Source organism: Microbacterium hibisci, assembly GCF_015278255.1.
GTDB classification, from domain to species: domain Bacteria; phylum Actinomycetota; class Actinomycetes; order Actinomycetales; family Microbacteriaceae; genus Microbacterium; species Microbacterium hibisci.
In genome coordinates this window covers 654,943-673,749 of record NZ_JADIJC010000001.1, presented here as the reverse complement: position 1 = coordinate 673,749, position 18,807 = coordinate 654,943, and the positions used below count along the sequence as shown (strand labels likewise).

18 protein-coding genes are annotated in these 18,807 nt (G+C 70.6%); 16 read left to right on the top strand and 2 right to left on the bottom strand.

Annotation, left to right across the window (positions count from 1 at the left end; all coding sequences use genetic code 11):
* Positions 1-82 precede the first annotated feature (82 nt).
* From glgX to treZ, 3 genes are read left to right on the top strand one after another with little or no spacing between them, the layout of a single operon-like run.
* On the top strand, positions 83-2,296 hold the full coding sequence (gene glgX, locus IM770_RS03220) for a glycogen debranching protein GlgX (protein WP_203579652.1): 2,214 nt from the start codon (positions 83-85) through the stop codon (positions 2,294-2,296).
* A gap of 11 nt (positions 2,297-2,307) precedes the next feature.
* Complete coding sequence (gene treY, locus IM770_RS03215) at positions 2,308-4,650, top strand: malto-oligosyltrehalose synthase (protein ID WP_203579651.1); 2,343 nt, start codon at positions 2,308-2,310, stop codon at positions 4,648-4,650.
* Positions 4,647-6,380 (top strand): malto-oligosyltrehalose trehalohydrolase, encoded by a 1,734-nt coding sequence (gene treZ, locus IM770_RS03210; protein ID WP_203579650.1) that lies wholly within the window; start codon positions 4,647-4,649, stop codon positions 6,378-6,380. Before treY ends, treZ begins: the two co-directional genes overlap by 4 nt.
* Positions 6,381-6,382: 2 nt before the next feature.
* On the opposite strand, the gene map is transcribed toward treZ, so the two are convergent.
* Positions 6,383-7,165 (bottom strand): type I methionyl aminopeptidase, encoded by a 783-nt coding sequence (gene map, locus IM770_RS03205; protein WP_203579649.1) that lies wholly within the window; start codon positions 7,163-7,165, stop codon positions 6,383-6,385.
* Between the two features lie 118 nt (positions 7,166-7,283).
* Between map and IM770_RS03200 the strand changes: the two genes are divergently transcribed.
* The 9 genes from IM770_RS03200 to IM770_RS03160 all read left to right on the top strand — a co-directional run bounded on the left by IM770_RS03200 (position 7,284) and on the right by IM770_RS03160 (position 14,557).
* Positions 7,284-7,778 carry an MFS transporter permease gene (locus IM770_RS03200; RefSeq protein WP_203579648.1) on the top strand — a complete coding sequence of 165 codons (495 nt, stop codon included), beginning with the start codon at positions 7,284-7,286 and terminating at the stop codon, positions 7,776-7,778.
* A gap of 168 nt (positions 7,779-7,946) precedes the next feature.
* Positions 7,947-8,294, top strand: coding sequence for a 50S ribosomal protein L19 (gene rplS, locus IM770_RS03195; RefSeq protein ID WP_203579647.1), 348 nt, complete (start codon positions 7,947-7,949; stop codon positions 8,292-8,294).
* Between the two features lie 134 nt (positions 8,295-8,428).
* Positions 8,429-9,205, top strand: coding sequence for a signal peptidase I (lepB, locus tag IM770_RS03190; protein ID WP_203579646.1), 777 nt, complete (start codon positions 8,429-8,431; stop codon positions 9,203-9,205).
* Positions 9,202-9,861: a ribonuclease HII gene (gene rnhB / locus IM770_RS03185; protein WP_203579645.1), complete on the top strand. Its 660-nt coding sequence runs from the start codon at positions 9,202-9,204 to the stop codon at positions 9,859-9,861. The genes lepB and rnhB overlap by 4 nt, the downstream gene beginning before the upstream one ends.
* 74 nt (positions 9,862-9,935) lie before the next feature.
* Positions 9,936-10,259, top strand: a complete 324-nt coding sequence (locus IM770_RS03180; RefSeq protein ID WP_109210601.1) for a DUF2469 family protein — start codon at positions 9,936-9,938, stop codon at positions 10,257-10,259.
* Positions 10,260-10,370: 111 nt separating this feature from the next.
* On the top strand, positions 10,371-10,739 hold the full coding sequence (locus tag IM770_RS03175) for a YraN family protein (protein WP_203579644.1): 369 nt from the start codon (positions 10,371-10,373) through the stop codon (positions 10,737-10,739).
* Positions 10,736-12,259 carry a YifB family Mg chelatase-like AAA ATPase gene (locus tag IM770_RS03170; protein WP_203579643.1) on the top strand — a complete coding sequence of 508 codons (1,524 nt, stop codon included), beginning with the start codon at positions 10,736-10,738 and terminating at the stop codon, positions 12,257-12,259. Before IM770_RS03175 ends, IM770_RS03170 begins: the two co-directional genes overlap by 4 nt.
* Before the next feature lie 47 nt (positions 12,260-12,306).
* Positions 12,307-13,443 carry a DNA-processing protein DprA gene (dprA, locus tag IM770_RS03165; RefSeq protein ID WP_239065613.1) on the top strand — a complete coding sequence of 379 codons (1,137 nt, stop codon included), beginning with the start codon at positions 12,307-12,309 and terminating at the stop codon, positions 13,441-13,443.
* Positions 13,444-13,651: 208 nt separating this feature from the next.
* Positions 13,652-14,557: a tyrosine recombinase XerC gene (locus IM770_RS03160; protein ID WP_307785359.1), complete on the top strand. Its 906-nt coding sequence runs from the start codon at positions 13,652-13,654 to the stop codon at positions 14,555-14,557.
* Between the two features lie 67 nt (positions 14,558-14,624).
* On the opposite strand, the gene IM770_RS03155 is transcribed toward IM770_RS03160, so the two are convergent.
* Positions 14,625-15,191, bottom strand: a complete 567-nt coding sequence (locus tag IM770_RS03155; protein WP_203579640.1) for a murein hydrolase activator EnvC family protein — start codon at positions 15,189-15,191, stop codon at positions 14,625-14,627.
* Positions 15,192-15,524: 333 nt separating this feature from the next.
* Here IM770_RS03155 and rpsB point away from each other — a divergent pair, with 333 nt between their 5' ends.
* The 4 genes from rpsB (at position 15,525) to frr (ending at position 18,801) form a co-directional block, all read left to right on the top strand.
* Positions 15,525-16,439, top strand: coding sequence for a 30S ribosomal protein S2 (gene rpsB, locus IM770_RS03150; RefSeq protein WP_203579639.1), 915 nt, complete (start codon positions 15,525-15,527; stop codon positions 16,437-16,439).
* 104 nt (positions 16,440-16,543) lie between these two features.
* Positions 16,544-17,371 carry a translation elongation factor Ts gene (gene tsf / locus IM770_RS03145; protein WP_203579638.1) on the top strand — a complete coding sequence of 276 codons (828 nt, stop codon included), beginning with the start codon at positions 16,544-16,546 and terminating at the stop codon, positions 17,369-17,371.
* A 103-nt stretch (positions 17,372-17,474) separates the two neighbouring features.
* A complete protein-coding gene (gene pyrH / locus IM770_RS03140; protein ID WP_109211127.1) occupies positions 17,475-18,194 on the top strand; it encodes a UMP kinase in 720 nt (239 codons plus the stop codon).
* Positions 18,195-18,246: 52 nt separating this feature from the next.
* Positions 18,247-18,801 (top strand): ribosome recycling factor, encoded by a 555-nt coding sequence (gene frr / locus IM770_RS03135; protein WP_109211128.1) that lies wholly within the window; start codon positions 18,247-18,249, stop codon positions 18,799-18,801.
* Positions 18,802-18,807 lie beyond the last annotated feature (6 nt).

Below are 18,807 nucleotides of genomic sequence, written 5' to 3'. Positions count from 1 at the left end.
CGTGTCCGCGGCGTTCGCGCCAGCCGAGACTCCGGTTCGCCCCGGAACGCTAGGGTGAAGGCCCTGCCGAAATGGAGGTCGCATGCAGATCTGGCCCGGTTCCCCGTATCCGTTGGGCGCCACCTTCGACGGAAGCGGCACGAACTTCGCGCTCTACAGCGAAGGCGCCGAGCGCATCGAGCTGTGTCTGTTCGACGACGACGGCGTGGAGACGCGCGTCGAGCTGCTGGACGTGGATGCCTTCGTGCACCACGGGTACCTCCCCTCGGTGCAGCCCGGTCAGCGTTACGGCTACCGCGTCCACGGCGAGTACGATCCGGCCGACGGCAAGCGGTTCAACCCCAACAAGCTCGTGCTCGACCCGTATGCCAAAGCCGTCGAAGGACAGGTGGAGTGGGGCCAGGCGGTCTTCGGCTACGACTTCGGCGACCCCGAGTCGCGCAACGACGAGGACTCGGCCGCACAGCAGATGATGGGCGTCGTCGTGAACCCGTACTTCGACTGGAGCGGCGACCGCCTGCCGAAGACGCCCTACTCGGAGTCGCTCATCTACGAGGCGCACGTGCGCGGTCTCACTCAGCTGCACCCGGCGGTGCCCGAGGAGATCCGCGGCACCTACAGCGCGATCGCGCACCCCGCGATCATCGAGCACCTGCAGAAGCTCGGGGTGACGGCGATCGAGCTGATGCCGGTGCATCAGTTCGTCAACGACTCCGTCCTCGAGGAGAAGGGCCTCTCGAACTACTGGGGCTATAACACCATCGCGTTCCTTGCGCCGCAGAACACCTACTCCTCCAGCGGCCAGCGCGGCCAGCAGGTGCAGGAGTTCAAGGCGATGGTGAAGGCCCTGCACGCGGCCGGGATCGAAGTGATCCTCGACGTGGTCTACAACCACACCGCGGAGGGCAATCACCTCGGCCCGACGCTGTCGATGCGGGGCATCGACAACGAGGCGTACTACCGGCTCGAAGAGGACGACAAGCGCTACTACACCGACTACACGGGCACCGGCAACAGCCTCAACGTCGGCAACCCGCACACGCTGCAGCTGATCATGGACTCGCTGCGCTACTGGGTGCTCGAGATGCACGTCGACGGCTTCCGCTTCGACCTGGCCTCGACGCTCGCGCGAGAGTTCTACGAGGTCGACCGCCTGGCGGCGTTCTTCGAGCTCGTGCAGCAGGATCCGGTGGTCTCGCAGGTCAAGCTGATCGCCGAGCCGTGGGACGTCGGGCCCGGCGGGTATCAGGTCGGCAACTTCCCGCCGCAGTGGACCGAGTGGAACGGCAAGTACCGCGACACGGTGCGGGACTTCTGGCGCGGCGAGCCCGCTACCCTGGGCGAGTTCGCCTCTCGCCTCACCGGTTCGGCCGACCTGTACGAGCACTCGGGACGCCGGCCCGTGGCATCCATCAACTTCGTCACTGCCCACGACGGCTTCACGCTGCGCGATCTCGTCTCGTACAACGAGAAGCACAACGACGCCAACGGCGAGGACGGCCGCGACGGTGCCGACGACAACCGCTCGTGGAACGGCGGCGCCGAAGGGCCGACCGACGATCCCTCGATCCTCGCCCTCCGCGCACGTCAGCAGCGCAACTTCATCGCGACGCTGCTGCTGTCGCAGGGCGTGCCGATGCTGCTGCACGGTGACGAGCTCGGCCGAACCCAGCGCGGCAACAACAACGGCTACGCACAGGACAACGAGCTCACCTGGGTCGACTGGTCGGCGCCGGACCAGCCGCTCGTGGAGTTCACCGCAGCTCTCGCCCGCCTGCGTCGCGAGCACCCGACCTTCCGTCGCCGTCGATTCTTCGACGGACGGCCGGTGCGCCGAGAGGAGGGGGCGCCGCTTCCCGACATCGTGTGGGCCCGGCCGGACGGCACGCAGATGCAGCCGGAGGACTGGGATTCGGGCTTCGGGCGTGCCGTCGCGGTGTTCCTCAACGGCGACGGCATCCGCGAGCGAGACCGTCGGGGCGAGCCGATCACCGACGACCACTTCATCGTGCTGTTCAACGCGGGTGACGACCACGTCGACTTCCTGATCCCCGAGGTCGAGTTCAGCCCCGAGTGGGACGTGATCGTCGACACCGCGGGAGTGCACGCCAACACCGAGCCGGTGGTCCCGGGATCGACCCTGTCGGTGCAGGCGCGTTCGCTGATGGTGCTGCGCCAGCACGATCTGCCCGAACCGGAGGTCGACCACTCCGTCGCCGCGTCGCTCGCCGTCACCTCGGTGGCAGGAGCGGACGAGGTGCCCGGCGCCGCGCCGCGCCCCGAGCTCAGCCGCTGAGAGGAGCCGCCGTGCGCACGCGCCGCCCGACCTCGACGTACCGCCTGCAGATCCGGTCGTCGTTCACGCTCGACGACGCCGCCGCACTCGAGGAGTATCTGAGCGACCTCGGGGTCGACTGGGTGTACTTCTCGCCGCTCCTCACCGCGTCGGAGGGATCGGACCACGGCTACGACGTGGTCGATCCCACGAGTGTCGACCCGGCACGCGGCGGCGCCGCGGCGCTGGAACGCACGTCGCGCGTGTTCCACGATGCCGGGCGCGGCGTGCTCGTCGACATCGTTCCGAACCACGTCGGCGTCGCCCGTCCCGCTGAGAATCGCTGGTGGTGGGACGTCCTCGCCCACGGCCGCTCCTCGCGCTATGCGACCGTCTTCGACATCGACTGGGATTTCGGCGGCGGCAAGGTGCGGCTCCCGGTGCTCGGAGAGGGGATCGAGGAGGCGGCCGCCTCGGGCGCGCTCCGCGTCGAGGAGGGCGAGCTGAGGTACTACGACCACAGCTTCCCGCTTGCCCCCGGAACGGTGTCCGACCGGGACGACGTGCTCACGGTGCACGGGCGGCAGCACTACGAGCTCATGGCGTGGCGTCGTGAGGCGGACGACCTGAACTATCGCCGCTTCTTCGGGGTGTCGAGTCTCGCCGCCGCGCGCGTCGAGGACCAGACGGTGTTCGACGAGACCCACGTCGAGATCCGTCGCTGGTTCGAGGAGGGGCTGGTCGACGGTCTCCGCGTCGATCATCCCGACGGACTGCGCGCCCCGGTCGAATACCTCGAGCGCCTCGACGCGCTCACGGGCGGTGCCTATGTGCTCGTGGAGAAGATCCTGGAGCACGGCGAGGCCCTGCCGCAGTTCTTCGCCGCGGACGGCACCACGGGGTACGACGCCCTCGCCGACCTCGATCGCGTGTTCGTCGATCCACGCGGCGAAGCGGCGCTGGACGCGCTGGACGCCCGGCTGCGCGCGCGATCCGGGCTTCCCGACGCCCAGCCCTGGCCGGAGATCATCGCGGGCACCAAGCGCGCGATCGGCGAGGGCATCCTGCGCTCGGAGGTCCGCCGGCTCGCGCGCGACCTCGGCTCGGCGGACGAGGCCTCCGTGGAAGACGCGCTCGTGGAGCTCCTGGCGCGATTCCCCGTCTACCGGTCGTACCTTCCCGCCGGCGCCGATCACCTCGCTCAGGCGGCCGCGCAGGCGCGCGCCGCCCGGCCCGACCTCGTGGCCGCGATCGACGCCGTGCTGCCGTCGCTCTTCGATCCGGGGCATCCGGCCGCCCTCCGTTTCCAGCAGACGAGCGGCATGGTGATGGCCAAGGGCGTGGAAGACACCGCCTTCTACCGCGCCACCCGGCTGGGCACGCTCACCGAGGTGGGCGCCGATCCGTCGGTCTTTGCTCTCCCGGTCAGCGGATTCCACGCCGCGCAGGCGGCTCGCCATGCGTCCTGGCCCCACTCGATGACGACGCTCTCGACCCACGACACCAAGCGCGGCGAGGACGTGCGAGCCCGTCTGTCGGTGCTCTCCGAGATCCCCGAGCGGTGGGCGGAGGTGCTGGACGAGCTGACGGATGCCGCGACCACCGGTCACGGTCCCTTCGACGCCCTGCTCTGGCAGGCGATCATCGGCGCCTGGCCCGCGACGCGCGAGCGTCTGCACGCCTATGCCGAGAAGGCCGCCCGTGAAGCCGGCGAGGCGACGACGTGGCTCGCACCCGACGCGGATTTCGAGCGACGGATGCACGCCGTGGTGGACGCGGCCTTCGACGACCCCGACGTCGCCGCGCGCGTCGAGTCCTTCGTGTCGGAGATCGAGGGCGCCGGCTGGTCGAACTCGCTCTCGGCGAAGCTCCTCCAGCTCGCCGGGCCCGGAGTGCCCGACGTGTATCAGGGCAGCGAGCTGTGGGAGCAGAGCCTCGTCGACCCCGACAACCGGCGCGCCGTCGACTTCGACGAGCGGTGGCGACTGCTCGCGCGGATCGACGCCGGGGAGCAGCCGGTCGTCGACCGCACCGGCGCGGCGAAGCTCCTCGTGACCTCGCGCACGCTCCGGCTGCGCCGAGACCGGCCGGAACTGTTCACGCGGTACACGCCGATGACGGTCGTCGGCGCGGCGGCGGATCACGCCATCGCCGTGGACCGCGGCGGCGCCGTCGCCGTGGCCACGCGGCTGCCCGTGGCCCTCGCCGCCCGCGGGGCGGTCGACGGCTCGCCCTGGGAGGACACCATGCTTCTGCGCCACAGCGGACCCACGACCGATGTGCTCACCGGACGGACGTTCTCCGGCGGCATCCGTCTCGCGGAACTGCTGGATCTCTATCCGGTCGCCCTGCTCGTGGCGGAGGACGCCTCGTGATCCCCGAGGTCTGGGCACCGCGGGCCGCCGCGGTGGCGCTGCGCGCCCCGAGCCGGGGCGACGATCTTGCGATGGAGCCGCGCGACGGGGGCTGGTGGCGCGCCGACGTCGAGCTCGAACCGGGGGAGGAGTACGGCTTCGTGCTCGACGACGCCGGCACCGCGCGGCCCGATCCCCGCTCGAGGCGACAGCCTCGCGGAGTCCACGACCTCAGCGCCGTCTTCGATCCCGGCGCTCACGCGTGGCGGGATGACGCGTGGACAGGACGGCAGCTGGCCGGCGGACTCGTGTACGAGCTCCACCTCGGCACCTTCACGCCGGAGGGGACGCTGGATGCGGCCGCGGAGCGGCTCGGCCACCTCGTCGACCTCGGCGTCGACTTCGTGGAACTGCTGCCGGTCAACGGCTTCAACGGCGTCCACAACTGGGGCTACGACGGCGTGCTCTGGTACACCGTGCACGAGGCCTACGGGGGACCAGCCGCCTACCAGCGCTTCGTCGACGCGTGCCACCGGGCGGGCATCGGGGTCATCCAGGACGTCGTTTACAACCACCTGGGGCCGAGCGGCAACTATCTCCCCGAGTTCGGGCCGTACCTGCGAGATGCGGAGGCGAACACCTGGGGCTCGTCGATCGACCTCGACGAATCGGAGGTGCGTCGCTACATCACCGAGAACGCCCTGATGTGGCTGCGTGACCATCACGTCGATGGTCTGCGGCTCGACGCCGTGCACGCGCTCTCCGACAATCGCCCGGTTCACATCCTGCAGGAGCTGGCCGAAGCGGTGGACGCCCTCAGCGCGCACCTCGGCCGCCCGCTGAGCCTGATCGCCGAATCGGACATGAACGACGCGCGGCTCATCACCGCGAGGGAGGCCGACGGATACGGCCTCACCGCGCAGTGGAGCGACGACTATCACCACGCGCTCCACGTCGCCCTCACCGGCGAGACCACTGGGTACTACGCCGACTTCGCGCCGTTGGGCGCCCTGGTCAAGGCATCCACCCGCGGGTTCTTCCACGACGGAACCTGGTCGTCGTTCCGCGGACGGAACCACGGGCATCCCATCGATCCGCGCATCCCCGCCTGGAGACTGGTCACCTTCTCACAGGACCACGATCAGATCGGCAATCGCGCAGCCGGCGACCGGCTCTCGCAGTCGCTGGACGAGGGCGGCCTGGCGATCGCCGCTGTGCTCACCGTGCTGTCGCCGTTCACTCCGATGCTGTTCATGGGTGAGGAGTGGGCCGCGTCCACGCCGTGGCAGTTCTTCACCTCGCACCCCGAGCCCGAGCTCGGCGAGGCCACCGCGCGTGGCCGGAAGGCGGAGTTCGCACGCATGGGGTGGGACGAGACGCTCGTGCCCGATCCGCAGGATCCGGAGACCTTCCGGCGGTCAAAGCTGCGCTGGGACGAGAAGGACGACGGCGTCCACGGCCGCATCCTCGGTCTCTACCGGGAGCTCATCGCGCTGCGGCGGGCACGGCCGGAGTTCGGCGACCCCGACTTCCGCGCGCTCCAGGCTTCGGCCGACGAGGGGCGGAAGTGGTTCCGGCTGCGCCGCGGCCGGTCCGAGATCGTGGTGAACTTCGCGATCGACGCCGCGCGCCTTCCCGCGGACGGCGCCGACGAGGTGATCCTGGCGACGCGTGCCGACGCGGCGATCCGGGGCGGCGAGCTCTCGCTGCCGCCCCGGTCGGCGGTCGTCGTCACCCGGACTGCGGGCTGAGCTCAGCGGACGCCGAGCCAGGAACGATCCGTCAGGACGACCGGGCCGTCCTCCGTGATCGCCACCGTGTGCTCGGAATGGGCGCCTCGCGAGCCGTCGACCGAGCGGAGCGTCCATCCGTCGGGGTCGGTCACGAGCTGGTCCGTGGTCAGCAGGAACCACGGTTCCAGCGCCAGCACCAGGCCCGCGCGCAGCGGGTAGCCGCGGCCGGCCTTGCCGTCGTTGGCCACGTGGGGATCGCCGTGCATCTCGCGGCCGACGCCGTGCCCGCCGAAGTCGGTGTTGATCGAGTACCCGTCGTCGTGTGCGATGGCCGCGATGGCCGCGGAGATGTCGCCGATGCGGTTGCCGACCGTCGCCGCGGAGATCGCCGCGTCGAGCGCGCGCTCGGTCGTGTCGATCAAGGCGAGGTCCTCGTCGCGCGGCGTGCCGACGACGAACGAGACGGCTGAGTCGGCCACCCACCCGTCGATCGACACCGCGAAGTCCAGCGACACGAGGTCGCCGTCGCGGAGGGTGTAGTCGAACGGGAGCCCGTGGAGGACCGCGTCGTTGACCGACGTGCAGATGACCTTGCCGAACGGGCTCGCACCGAACGACGGGTGGTAGTCGATGTAGCAGGACTCAGCGCCCGCGCGGCGGATGAGGTCGTGCGCACGACGATCGATGGCCAGCAGGTTGGTACCCACCTTCGTCTCGTCGCGCAGCGTCGCGAGCGTCTCGGCGACGAATCGCCCGGCGGGCTTCATCGCCTCGATCTCGGCAGGCGTGCGCAACTCGATCATGTGGATTCCTCTCGTTCCCCCTCCATTCTGTCGGACCCGCAGACGTGGGGCTGGGAGGATGCTCCGCGCCGCGCGGGACCGCACCACGGCTGAGCCTCGCGGGCGTAGCATCGGAGGCATGTGGCTGCGTCGCGCGTTCTTCGGCTGGCTCATTCCCGCCGCCTTCCTGCTGCCGCTGTGGCTGCTGGTCGGCTGGGCCGTCTTCAACGCCGGCGGATGGGCGTTCCTCTGGGTGCTGTTCCTCGCCATCCCGGGCGTCTTCCTGTGGCAGCTGCTGCTCACGCTTCTCGTCCGCGCACGCGGGACGGTCCGTGCGCATCGCGCGGTCTCGTGGTGGGACGTGCTCGGGTTCACGGTCTGGCACGGACTCGTGATCTCCCTCGGGTTCTTCGCCGAATCGTGGTGGGCGCCGGTGATGGTGGTGACGATCCTCGTCGGCGTCGGGCTCTTCTGGCTCGCGCTGTGGCAGCTGTGGAGCGAGGCGCGGCCCTCCCGCTTCGTCCTGCGCACGTCGGAGGGCGTCGCGTACATCCCGGCGCAGGCCGACGCACCGCAGGCGGCCGAGCGCGAGGTCATCATCATCAACGAGAAGCAGGCACCACCCGCGGGGTGACGCGGTTTGGACGGGTGCGGCATCCATGGCAGAATGGATGTTTGTGCCCTGACCGGTTCTGCCTCAGGGGAGCCAGCTGTACGGCGTCACGCCGGAGGCCTGCGGCACACGAATCCTTTCACCTTCCTTCCCGTGGTCGACCTGTGGCGGCCGCAGAGAGAGACGATCATGCAGATCCTCGACGCCGTCGACGCGGCTTCGCTCCGCTCCGACATCCCCGCCTTCGCCCCCGGCGACACCGTCAAGGTGCACGTCAACATCACCGAGGGCAACCGCTCGCGCATCCAGGTCTTCCAGGGTGTCGTCATCGGCCGCTCGGGCGACGGCATCCGCGAGACGTTCACCGTCCGCAAGATCAGCTTCCAGGTCGGCGTCGAGCGCACGTTCCCGGTGCACTCCCCGGTGATCGACCACATCGAGGTCGTCACGCGCGGTGACGTGCGCCGCGCCAAGCTCTACTACCTCCGCAACCTGCGCGGCAAGAAGGCCAAGATCAAGGAGAAGCGCGACAACTGACGGCCGCTGCCGCAGCGCTCTCCAGAAGCCCCGGACGTCCTCGTCCGGGGCTTCTTCCGTTCTCCGCGGGCGCCCGGAGTGTGCGACCCTTGAAGGCGGGCCGCCGCGACCGCCGGCGCCCGCGAAGGAACTGCATGACGACCGAGAAGTCGGCTCCGGCCGAGCCGGCGCCCGGGCACGAGGCCGCCGCCACCATCCAGCCGCGCCGCCGGGGCTGGGTGGTGTTCCTGCGCGACGTCGTGATCATCATCGTGATCGCGGTGCTCGTCTCGCTCGTCGTGAAGACGTTCATCGTCCGCTCGTTCTACATTCCGTCCGGCTCGATGGAGGACACGCTCCACGTGCAGGACCGGATCCTCGTCGACGAGATCACCCCTCGCTTCGGCGCCTACGAGCGCGGCGACATCGTGGTCTTCCAGGATCCTGGCGGCTGGCTGCCGCCCAGCACCGAGCCCGCCCGCCCGCCCGTGGTCGAGGCCGTCGAGTGGGTCCTCTCTCTCGTGGGGCTCGCCGCCCCCGACAGCGACGACCACCTCGTCAAGCGCATCATCGGGCTCCCCGGCGATCACGTCGTGTGCTGCAACGCGATCGGCCAGATCACGGTCAACGACGTGCCCATCGACGAGAGCGCGTACATCAAGGTCCCGGCGGGAGAGAGCGCTGCGTCGGGCGACGCGTTCGACGTGACCGTGCCCGAGGGAAGCCTGTGGGTGCTGGGCGACAACCGCTACCGCTCGAAGGACTCGCGGTACAACACGGATCAGCCGGGCAAGGGATTCGTGCCGATGGACAACCTCGTCGGCCGCGCGTTCCTCGTGACCTGGCCGCTCGACCGCTTCGGGCTGCTCGACTTCCATCACGACGTGTTCTCCGGCGTGCCCGCGCCTGATCCGGAGGGCGGCGCGCAGTGACCGTCGCCGAGCCCCGTCTCACCCTCGAGCGCAGGCTGCTCCGGGAGCACGCGCTCATCATCGCGTGCGACGAGGTGGGGAGGGGCGCCCTGGCCGGTCCGGTCGCCGTCGGCGCAGCCGTGGTCGACGCACCCCGGTCACGCAAGAGGATCCCGCAGGGCCTGCGCGACTCCAAGCTCGTGCCCGAGCCGAAGCGGGCCGACGTCGCCGCCCGGGCGGCGACGTGGGTCGCGGCGAGTGCCGTCGGATGGGCGAGCTCGCAGGAGATCGACGAGGTCGGCATCATGCGGGCGCTCGGACTGGCATCGATCCGCGCGCTGGCCGATCTCCGCGCCCACGGCGTGATCGCCGAGGAGGCGATCGTCATCCTCGACGGCAACTACGACTACATCACCCCGGCGGGGGCGTGGGGACTGACGGTGCGTCCCGTCATCAAGGCCGACCGCGACTGCGCGTCCGCCGCCGCCGCGTCGGTGATCGCGAAGGTGGCGCGCGACCGGCTGATGACCGACCTCCACGACGAGCTCCCCGCGTACAACTGGGCCCGCAACAAGGGCTATGCGAGCCCCGACCACCGCGATGCCATCCGCGCGCACGGCATCAGCCGGCACCATCGCGCGTCGTGGTCGATCGCCGAGGCGCCCACGCTGTTCTGAGTTCGCCGGCCGCGGACCGCGCGTCGCGGTTCGCGGGTCGCGGCATCCGTCCCCGCCCATAGGATGGAAGCACCATGGATGACGAGGTCTTCGAAGACTACGACCGCGAACTCGAGCTCGCGCTGTACCGCGAGTACCGGGATGTCGTCTCGCAGTTCCAATACGTGATCGAGACCGAGCGGCGCTTCTACCTCGCCAACGAGGTGAACGTCGTGCGGCGCGACACCGAGCACGACTTCTACTTCGAGATCTCGATGTCCGATGTGTGGGTCTGGGACATCTACCGCGCGGACCGCTTCGTCAAGGCGGTGCGCGTGCTGACGTTCAAGGACGTCAACGTCGAGGAGCTCTCGCGCCGCGACTTCCACCTCCCCGAAGAGCTGTCGCTCGACAACTGACGACCCCGCCGGCTCCTCCCCAGCCCGGCGCCTGCGGCGCGCTTCGCTGCTTCTGAACGGATGCCGCGCCCCGGCGCCCGCGCGCGCCCGCTCGGGCGCGACGATGCCGGAATGGCAGACAAAGACGACCTCGGACGGGCCGGCGAAGACCGGGCCGCGCGCTACTTCGAGGAGCGCGGATTCACCGTCCTCGCACGCAACTGGCGGTGCCGCGACGGTGAGATCGACCTGGTGGTCGCCGACCGGATGACGGTGGCGGTCGTCGAGGTGAAGACGCGCCGCGGAGAGGGCTTCGGGCACCCCTTCGAGGCGATCGACGCCCGCAAGCGCGTGCGGCTCTGGCGACTCGCCGTCGCGTGGGCGAGCGCGCATCGCGACCTCGTCCAGGGTCGGCGGCTGCGCATCGACGCCGTCGGACTCACCGGTGCCACCGTCGAAGCGGCCCGGCTCGAGCACCTCGTCGATGTGGAGGTGCCGTGAGCGTCGCGCGCACGTGGGCCGTCGCACTCGTCGGAGCCGAGGGGGAGTGCGTGGAGGTCGAAGCCGACCTGTCGCAGCAGACGCCCGAGTTCCGCATCATCGGCCTGCCCGACAAGGCCCTCGGCGAAGCGGTGCAGCGGGTGCACAACGCGTGCGCGAACAGCGGCACCCCGTTGCCGCGGCGGCGGCTGACGGTGAACCTGTCTCCCGCGAGCCTGCCCAAACAAGGATCCGGATTCGATGTCGCGATCGCCATCGCCTCGCTCGCGACCGAGTCGACCATGGACGCCGCCTCGGTCGCCAGCGCCGTGCACATCGGCGAACTCGGACTCGACGGTCGGCTGCGGCCGGTGCCCGGTGTGCTGCCGGCCGTGGTCGCCGCGCGCCGGGCGGGTCATCGCCGCGTGGTCGTGCCGTTCGCGAACGGCCCCGAGGCCGAGCTCGTCGAAGGGGTCGACGTGCTGGCCGCCCTCAACCTGGCGCAGGTGGTCGCCTGGCACGGCGGCGACGTGGAGGTGCCCGACGACCAGCCTGTGTTCCTCGCCGACGAGGACGAGCCGCCCCGGGCGGCCCTCGACCTGGCCGAGGTGATCGGCCAGCGCGACGCCGTCGACGCGCTCATCGTGGCGGCGGCCGGCGGACACCACCTGCTGATGTGCGGACCGCCCGGCGCCGGCAAGACGATGCTGGCCCGACGGCTGCCGGGCATCCTCCCCGAGCTCGACGATCGGGCGGCCCTCGCGAGTGCGTCGATCCGCAGCCTGGCGGGTGCTCGCGTTGTCGAGCTGTCGCGCACGCCGCCGTTCGAGGCCCCGCATCACAGTGCGAGCATCGCCGCCCTCGTCGGCGGCGGGACGCGCGTCGTGCGGCCCGGTGCCATCGCCCGGGCGAGCGAGGGCGTGCTGTTCCTGGACGAGGCCGGCGAGTTCGCGGCGAGCGCGCTGGATGCGCTTCGCCAGCCGCTGGAGTCGGGTTCCATCACGATCCACCGAGCCGGCGCGATGGCGGAGTACCCGGCGCGCTTCCAGCTCGTGCTCGCGACCAACCCGTGTCCGTGCGGCGACTACGGCATCCGTGGCGGCACCTGCACGTGCCCGCCGGCGGCCATCCGCCGGTACCTCGGGCGGCTGTCAGGGCCGCTGCTGGACCGGATGGACATCGAATTGACGCTCACTCGCGTGTCGGTCGCGCAGCGTGATCACGGACCCGCGCTGTCGACCGCCACCGCTCGCGCGCGTGTGATCGAAGCGCGCGCCCGAGCCGCGCGCCGCCTGCACGACACACCGTGGCGGGTGAACGCGGACGTTCCCGGCAGCTGGCTGCGCGAGGGACCCGGAGCACCGTCGCCTGTCGTGCGCCGCCCGCTCGACGCCGCCCTGCACCGGGGGGCGCTGACGCTGCGCGGCTATGACCGCGTGCTGAGGGTCGCGTGGTCGCTTGCCGACATCGAGGGGCGCGGGCAGCTCAGCGCGGAGCACGTCGGGCGCGCGCTCTATCTCAAGAAGGGCCTGGCACTGTGAGGGGATTCGACCTGACCAGCGCGACCGCAGAACGAGCCCTCGCACCCTTGGGTCTCGCATGGGGCGCCGACGAGTCATTGGAGCGGTACGCCACCGCGGTGTGGTCGCAGATCACCGAGCCCGGCGACTCCGTCGCGGGGCGGATCGTCGCGGCGCGCGGGGCCGTGGCGGGTCTCGAGGCGGTGCTCTCCGAGGGCGCGCTCGACGAGGTGACGCCCCGCGAGCTCGCCGACGGCCGGCAGCGCTGGATGCCGCGACTGTCCGAGCGCGCGGTCGTCGACTCCCTTCGTGTCGCGGCGGCGCGCGGGGTGCGCCTCCTCACCCGAAGCGACCCGGAATGGCCGTCGCAGCTCGACGACCTCGGCAGTCACGGGCCGCTGTGCCTGTGGGTGCGCGGCGACGCGGCCGCTCTCGGCATGGAGCACGGGTCGGTGGCGATCGTCGGGGCGCGCGCCGCCACCCGCTACGGGGACCACGTCGCCATGGAGCTCGCCGCCGACCTCGCCGGGCACGGCATCGCCGTCGTCTCCGGCGGTGCCTACGGCATCGACGGCGCTGCGCACCGTGCCGCCCTGACGGCGGGTGGCCTGACAGTGGCGCTGCTTGCGGGAGGCGCGGATCGCGCCTATCCCGCCGGACACACCCAGCTCATCGAGGACGTGGCGCGACATGGCGTGGTGGCGAGCGAGGTGCCTTGCGGATCCGCACCCACCAAATGGCGCTTCCTCCAGCGCAACCGCCTGATCGCCGCGCTGTCGATGGCGACCGTGGTCGTCGAAGCCGGCTGGCGCAGCGGGTCGCTCAACACCGCAGGTCACGCCGCGACGCTGTCACGCCCCCTCGGCGCAGTGCCGGGCCCCATCACCTCGGCCGCCTCGGCGGGGGCACATCGCCTGATCCGCGAGTACGGAGCGGAGTGCATCACGAGCGCCGACGATGTCCGCGAGCTCCTCGGGCTCCCGCCGGCGAACGCTGCCGGCACGACCCCCGGGTCGAACTACACCGACGACGCGACGCGGGTGCAGGACGCCCTGAGCACGCGGGCGTGGCGCGACGTCGAGGAGGTTGCGCGGCGAGCCGGCATGTCGTCCGAGGGGGTTCGGGGGTTCCTCGGGGTGCTCCAGCTCGACGGCCGCGTGCAGTCGGGGCCGGATGGATGGAGACTGCTCCCCACGGCGGGATGAGCACGACTCGTCGACGGAGCGGTTCGAGAGCCCGCCGGATGACCCGCGTCGCCGACGCACGCCGGATGCTGCCGTGCGTCGCAGGCACATCGGATGACGCTGCGGTGCATCGCGGGCACATCGGATGACGCTGCGGTGTGCCGGGGCACTGGATGACCCTGCGGTGCGTCGCGCCGACGTCTGCGTGCCGCCGGGGCAAGGTAGACACGTGGAGATCCTCGAGGCCGCCGAGAGGTACCTGCGGCAGCTGGCGGACGTGCGGCGGCTTTCGCCCGCGACGGTGCGCGCCTACCGCGCCGACCTCGCGGGCCTCTCGGCGGCGTGCGGTGACATCGCATTGGACGATGTCGACCTCGAGAATCTCCGCGACTGGCTCTGGCAGGCGGTGCAGCGGGGCGACAGCCGTGCGACCATCGCGCGCCGTACCGCCGCCGTCCGCGGATTCTTCGCGTGGGCGACGGAGGCCGGCCTCCTGGCAGGCGACCCGAGTCTTCGCCTCGTCGCCCCCAAACGCGGCCGGACGCTGCCCAAGGTGGCCACCGCCGAGGCCCTCGCCGACGTGCTGGCGCGGATGGAGAACGCCGCCGCCGCCGGCGACCCCATCGCCCTGCGCGACCACGCCGTGCTGGAGCTGCTCTACGGCGCCGCGGTGCGTGTGTCTGAGCTGTGCGGGCTCGACGTCGACGACATCGACCGGGATCGGCGCACGGCGCGCGTGCTGGGCAAGGGGGCGAAGGAGCGTGTCGTGCCGTTCGGCCTTCCGGCGCTGCGGGCGATGGATGCATACCTGGTCCGAGGTCGCCCGGCGCTCGTGGCCCGCCGCCCTGACGACACTCCGACCGCCGCGATGTTCCTCGGTGCGCGCGGCGGCCGACTCGGATCCCGTGCGGTGTACGACCTCGTCGCGCGCGAGCTCGGTCCTGAGCTGGGTGAACACGTCGGCCCTCATGCGCTCCGGCACTCTGCCGCCACCCATCTGCTTGACGGCGGGGCCGACCTCCGTGCGGTGCAGGAGCTGCTCGGGCACGCGAGCCTCGGCACGACCCAGATCTACACGCACGTCTCCAGTGAGCGGCTCGCGGCGTCGTACCGGTTGGCGCATCCGCGCGCGTGACGAGCTTGCTCAGCGCCTGAGCGGGATCCGCCCGGACGGGGACGGCGCATCGACTGCAAACCGGCGTTCAGCAGCACGGAAGGAGCACGGCGCGTGGCACGCCGCCCAGCAGCACCAGAGGGTTGATGTACTCGCCATCCAGGCGGACGCCGAAGTGCAGGGCGCCGGGGGCGGTGTGTCCGCCGAGCGCGATCGACCCGACCGGCTCGCCAGCCGCGACCGGCGTGCCCGTCGCGAGGTCGGAGTCCACCGGCTCGAGCGTCGTGACCAGGCCCGAACCGTGATCGAGCGTCAGGACGCCGCGACCCGCGACCTCTCCTGAGAACGCGACGACACCGCCGGCGGGTGCGCGCACCACGGTCTCGCTCAGCGGCCGAAGGTCCACGCCGCGGTGACCGGGTCCGTACTCGTGGGCCGGTGCGACGAAGACCTGCTCGAGCCGGAAGGGGCGGACGGGCCACGTCCATCCAGACGCGACCGCGACCGGGCCGCCGGCGACCCCGGCGACATCAGCGGGCACGGCGCCCGCCGAAGCGATCCCGGCGCCGGGCAGCGCGGCCACGGCGAACGTCGCCAGCACCGCCCCGATGAGCCTGCCCGCACTCCGTCGTGGATCCGTCCCTGCCGTTCTCATGCTCCGACCCTCGACCCGCCTCGACGTCGGCGGGGACCGATGCCTCCGCCCGGTGGAGAACGCGTGTCCGGTGGTCCCGGGGGAGGAGGGGCGGGAACCCCTCCTGCTGATACACTGGATACGCACTCCGCATGTCGGAGTGACTCCGCGTGCCCACAGCGCCGCAAGCCCCGAGTCTGACGAAGGGTGCGGCGCGGCATCCATTCCCAACGGTCCCTGCGAACGCTCATGAGCGGTGCGGGGTGGGAATGAGCCGGGCACCAGGCTCGCCGGCTCCTGCCGGCGCGAGAACAACCGCAACAGGCGCGCACGCGCCGGAACAGGAGAACGGCCATGGCCGTCGTCACCATTCGCCAGCTGCTCGACAGCGGCGTCCACTTCGGACACCAGACCCGCCGGTGGAACCCGAAGGTCAAGCGCTTCATCCTCACGGAGCGCAGCGGCATCCACATCATCGACCTGCAGCAGTCGCTGACGTACATCGACAAGGCGTACGAGTTCGTCAAGGAGACCGTCGCGCACGGCGGCACCATCCTCTTCGTCGGCACCAAGAAGCAGGCGCAGGAAGTCATCGCCGAGCAGGCGACCCGTGTAGGCCAGCCCTACGTCAACCAGCGCTGGCTCGGTGGCCTGCTCACCAACTTCTCGACCGTCTCCAAGCGTCTCGCGCGCATGAAGGAGCTCGAGGAGCTCGACTTCGAGGACCCGGCTGCCAGCGGCTTCACCAAGAAGGAGCTCCTGCTCAAGAAGCGCGAGCTCGACAAGCTGCACAAGTCGCTCGGCGGCATCCGCAACCTCCAGAAGACCCCTTCGGCCATCTGGGTCGTCGACGCCAAGCGCGAGCACCTCGCGATCGACGAGGCGTCGAAGCTCGGCATCCCGGTGATCGGCATCCTCGACACCAACGCCGACCCGGACGAGTTCCAGTACCCGATCCCCGGCAACGACGACGCGATCCGCTCGGTGGGCCTGCTCACCCGCATCATCGCCGACGCCGCCGCCGAGGGCCTCATCCAGCGCCACCAGCCCACCGACGAGGCCGCCGACGCCGAGCCGCTCGCCGACTGGGAGCGCGAGCTGCTCGAGCAGGGTGCGCCGGTCGAGACCGAGGTCGCCGCTGTGGAGACCGCGGCGACCGAGTCGGCCGCCGACGAGGCGGGCGCCGAGGCCGCTGAGGCGACCGAGGCCGCTGACGCGACCGAGGCCGCGGAGGCGACCGAGGGCGCCGAGGCGAAGACCGCCGAGTAAGTCTCACTCACACTCCGCCTCGGCGGGATCGCCCGCGCCGAACGGCCCGGACGGTCCCGCCGAGGCATCCACGAGAACTCACCACAATCAAGGAGCCGCCACCCATGGCAAACTTCACGATCGCCGACATCAAGGCGCTGCGCGAGCAGCTCGGCACGGGCATGGTCGACACCAAGAAGGCTCTCGAGGAGGCAGACGGCGACCTCGAGAAGGCCGTCGAGATCCTGCGCCTCAAGGGTGCGAAGGGCAACGCCAAGCGTGCCGACCGCTCCACCAGCGAGGGTCTCGTCGCCGCGAAGGAGGTCGACGGTCAGGTCACGATCATCGAGCTCAACACGGAGACCGACTTCGTCGCGAAGAACGACCGTTTCATCGCGCTGGCCGAGAAGGTGCTCGACGCCGCCGCTGCCGCCCACGCCGACTCGGCTGAGGCCGCCCTCGCGGCGCCCGCCGGCAGCCAGACGGTCGCCGAGCTCATCTCCGACGAGGCCGCGATCATCGGCGAGAAGGTCGAGCTGCGTCGCGTGAACACGCTCTCGGGCGACAAGTTCGAGATCTACCTCCACAAGACCAGCAAGGACCTGCCGCCGCAGGTCGGCGTGGTGCTCGCCTACTCGGGCGACGACGCCGAGACGGCGCGCAGCCTCGCGCAGCACATCTCGTTCGCGAACCCTTCGTACCTGTCGCGCGACGAGGTTCCCGAGGCCGAGGTCGAGAAGGAGCGCGAGATCGTCACCGAGATCTCCCGCAACGAGGGCAAGCCCGAGGCCGCCCTTCCGAAGATCGTCGAGGGCCGCGTCAACGCGTTCTTCAAGCAGGTCTCGCTGCTCGACCAGGACTACGCCAAGGACAACAAGCAGTCCGTCGCGCAGGTCGCGAAGGACGCCGGTCTGACCCTCACGGGCTTCGCCCGCTACAAGGTCGGCGCCTGACGTTCTGAGAAGGCCCGCACCGGCAACCGGTGCGGGCCTTTTCTCATGCCCTTCGGTAGTTTGTCCCATTGCCGGATAGTTTGTCGTCATCGAGAGGACCACAGTGATCAACGAGAACACCGGACGCCGCCGCGTCCTTCTGAAGCTTTCCGGCGAGGCGTTCGGCGGTGGGCAGCTCGGGGTCAACCCCGACGTGGTCAGCCAGATCGCCCGTGAGATCGCGGCCGCAGTCGACCGCGTCGAGATCGCGGTCGTCGTCGGCGGCGGAAACTTCTTCCGCGGTGCCGAGCTCAGCCAGCGCGGCATGGACCGCGGGCGTGCCGACTACATGGGCATGCTGGGCACCGTGATGAACGCCCTCGCCCTCCAGGACTTCCTCGAGCAGGCCGGCGCCGCCACGCGTGTGCAGTCGGCCATCTCGATGACCCAGGTCGCCGAGCCCTACATCCCTCGCCGTGCCGAGCGTCACATGGAGAAGGGCCGCGTCGTCATCTTCGGCGCCGGCGCCGGTCTGCCGTACTTCTCCACCGACACCGTGGCCGCTCAGCGGGCGCTCGAGATCGACGCTCAGGAGGTCCTCGTCGCGAAGAACGGCGTCGACGGGGTGTACACCGCGGATCCGAAGAAGGATGCCTCGGCCACGCGCATCGATCGCATCACGTACCTCGACGCGCTGCAGCGCGGTCTGAAGGTCGTGGACTCGACCGCTTTCAGCCTCTGCATGGACAACAAGATGGACATGCGGGTGTTCGGCATGGAGCCGGAGGGGAACGTCACGCGCGCGCTGCTGGGCGAGACCATCGGCACGCTCGTCACGGCGTGACCGTCCTCGCGCCGATACACTTGACCAGCCCCATCAACGCGAAGGAGACACTGTGATCGCGGACGTCTTGGCCGATGCCGGAGTGCGCATGGACCGCGCCGTCGAGGCTGCGAAGGAGGACTTCGCCACGGTGCGCACCGGACGCGCGAACCCGCAGCTGTTCCAGAAGGTCCTCGTCGACTACTACGGCAGCCCGACGCCGCTCGCGCAGCTCGCGTCGATCAACAACCCGGAGGCTCGCACGCTCCTCATCACGCCGTACGACAAGTCGGCGCTGAAGGCGATCGAGCAGGCGATCCGCGACATCCCGAATCTCGGTGTCAACCCCACCAACGACGGCAATCTCGTCCGCGTCACGATGCCGGAGCTGACCGAGGAGCGTCGCAAGGAGTACGTCAAGCTCGTGCGCAGCAAGGGCGAGGACGCCAAGGTGCACGTGCGCGGCATCCGCCGCAAGGCGAAGGATGACATCGACGCGCTGAAGGGCGAGGTCGGCGAGGACGAGCTGGCGCGCGGCGAGAAGGAGCTGGACGCGATCACCAGGGCTCACGTCGACGGCATCGACGACGCGCTCAAGCGCAAAGAGGCCGAGCTCCTCGAGGTCTGAAGTCCG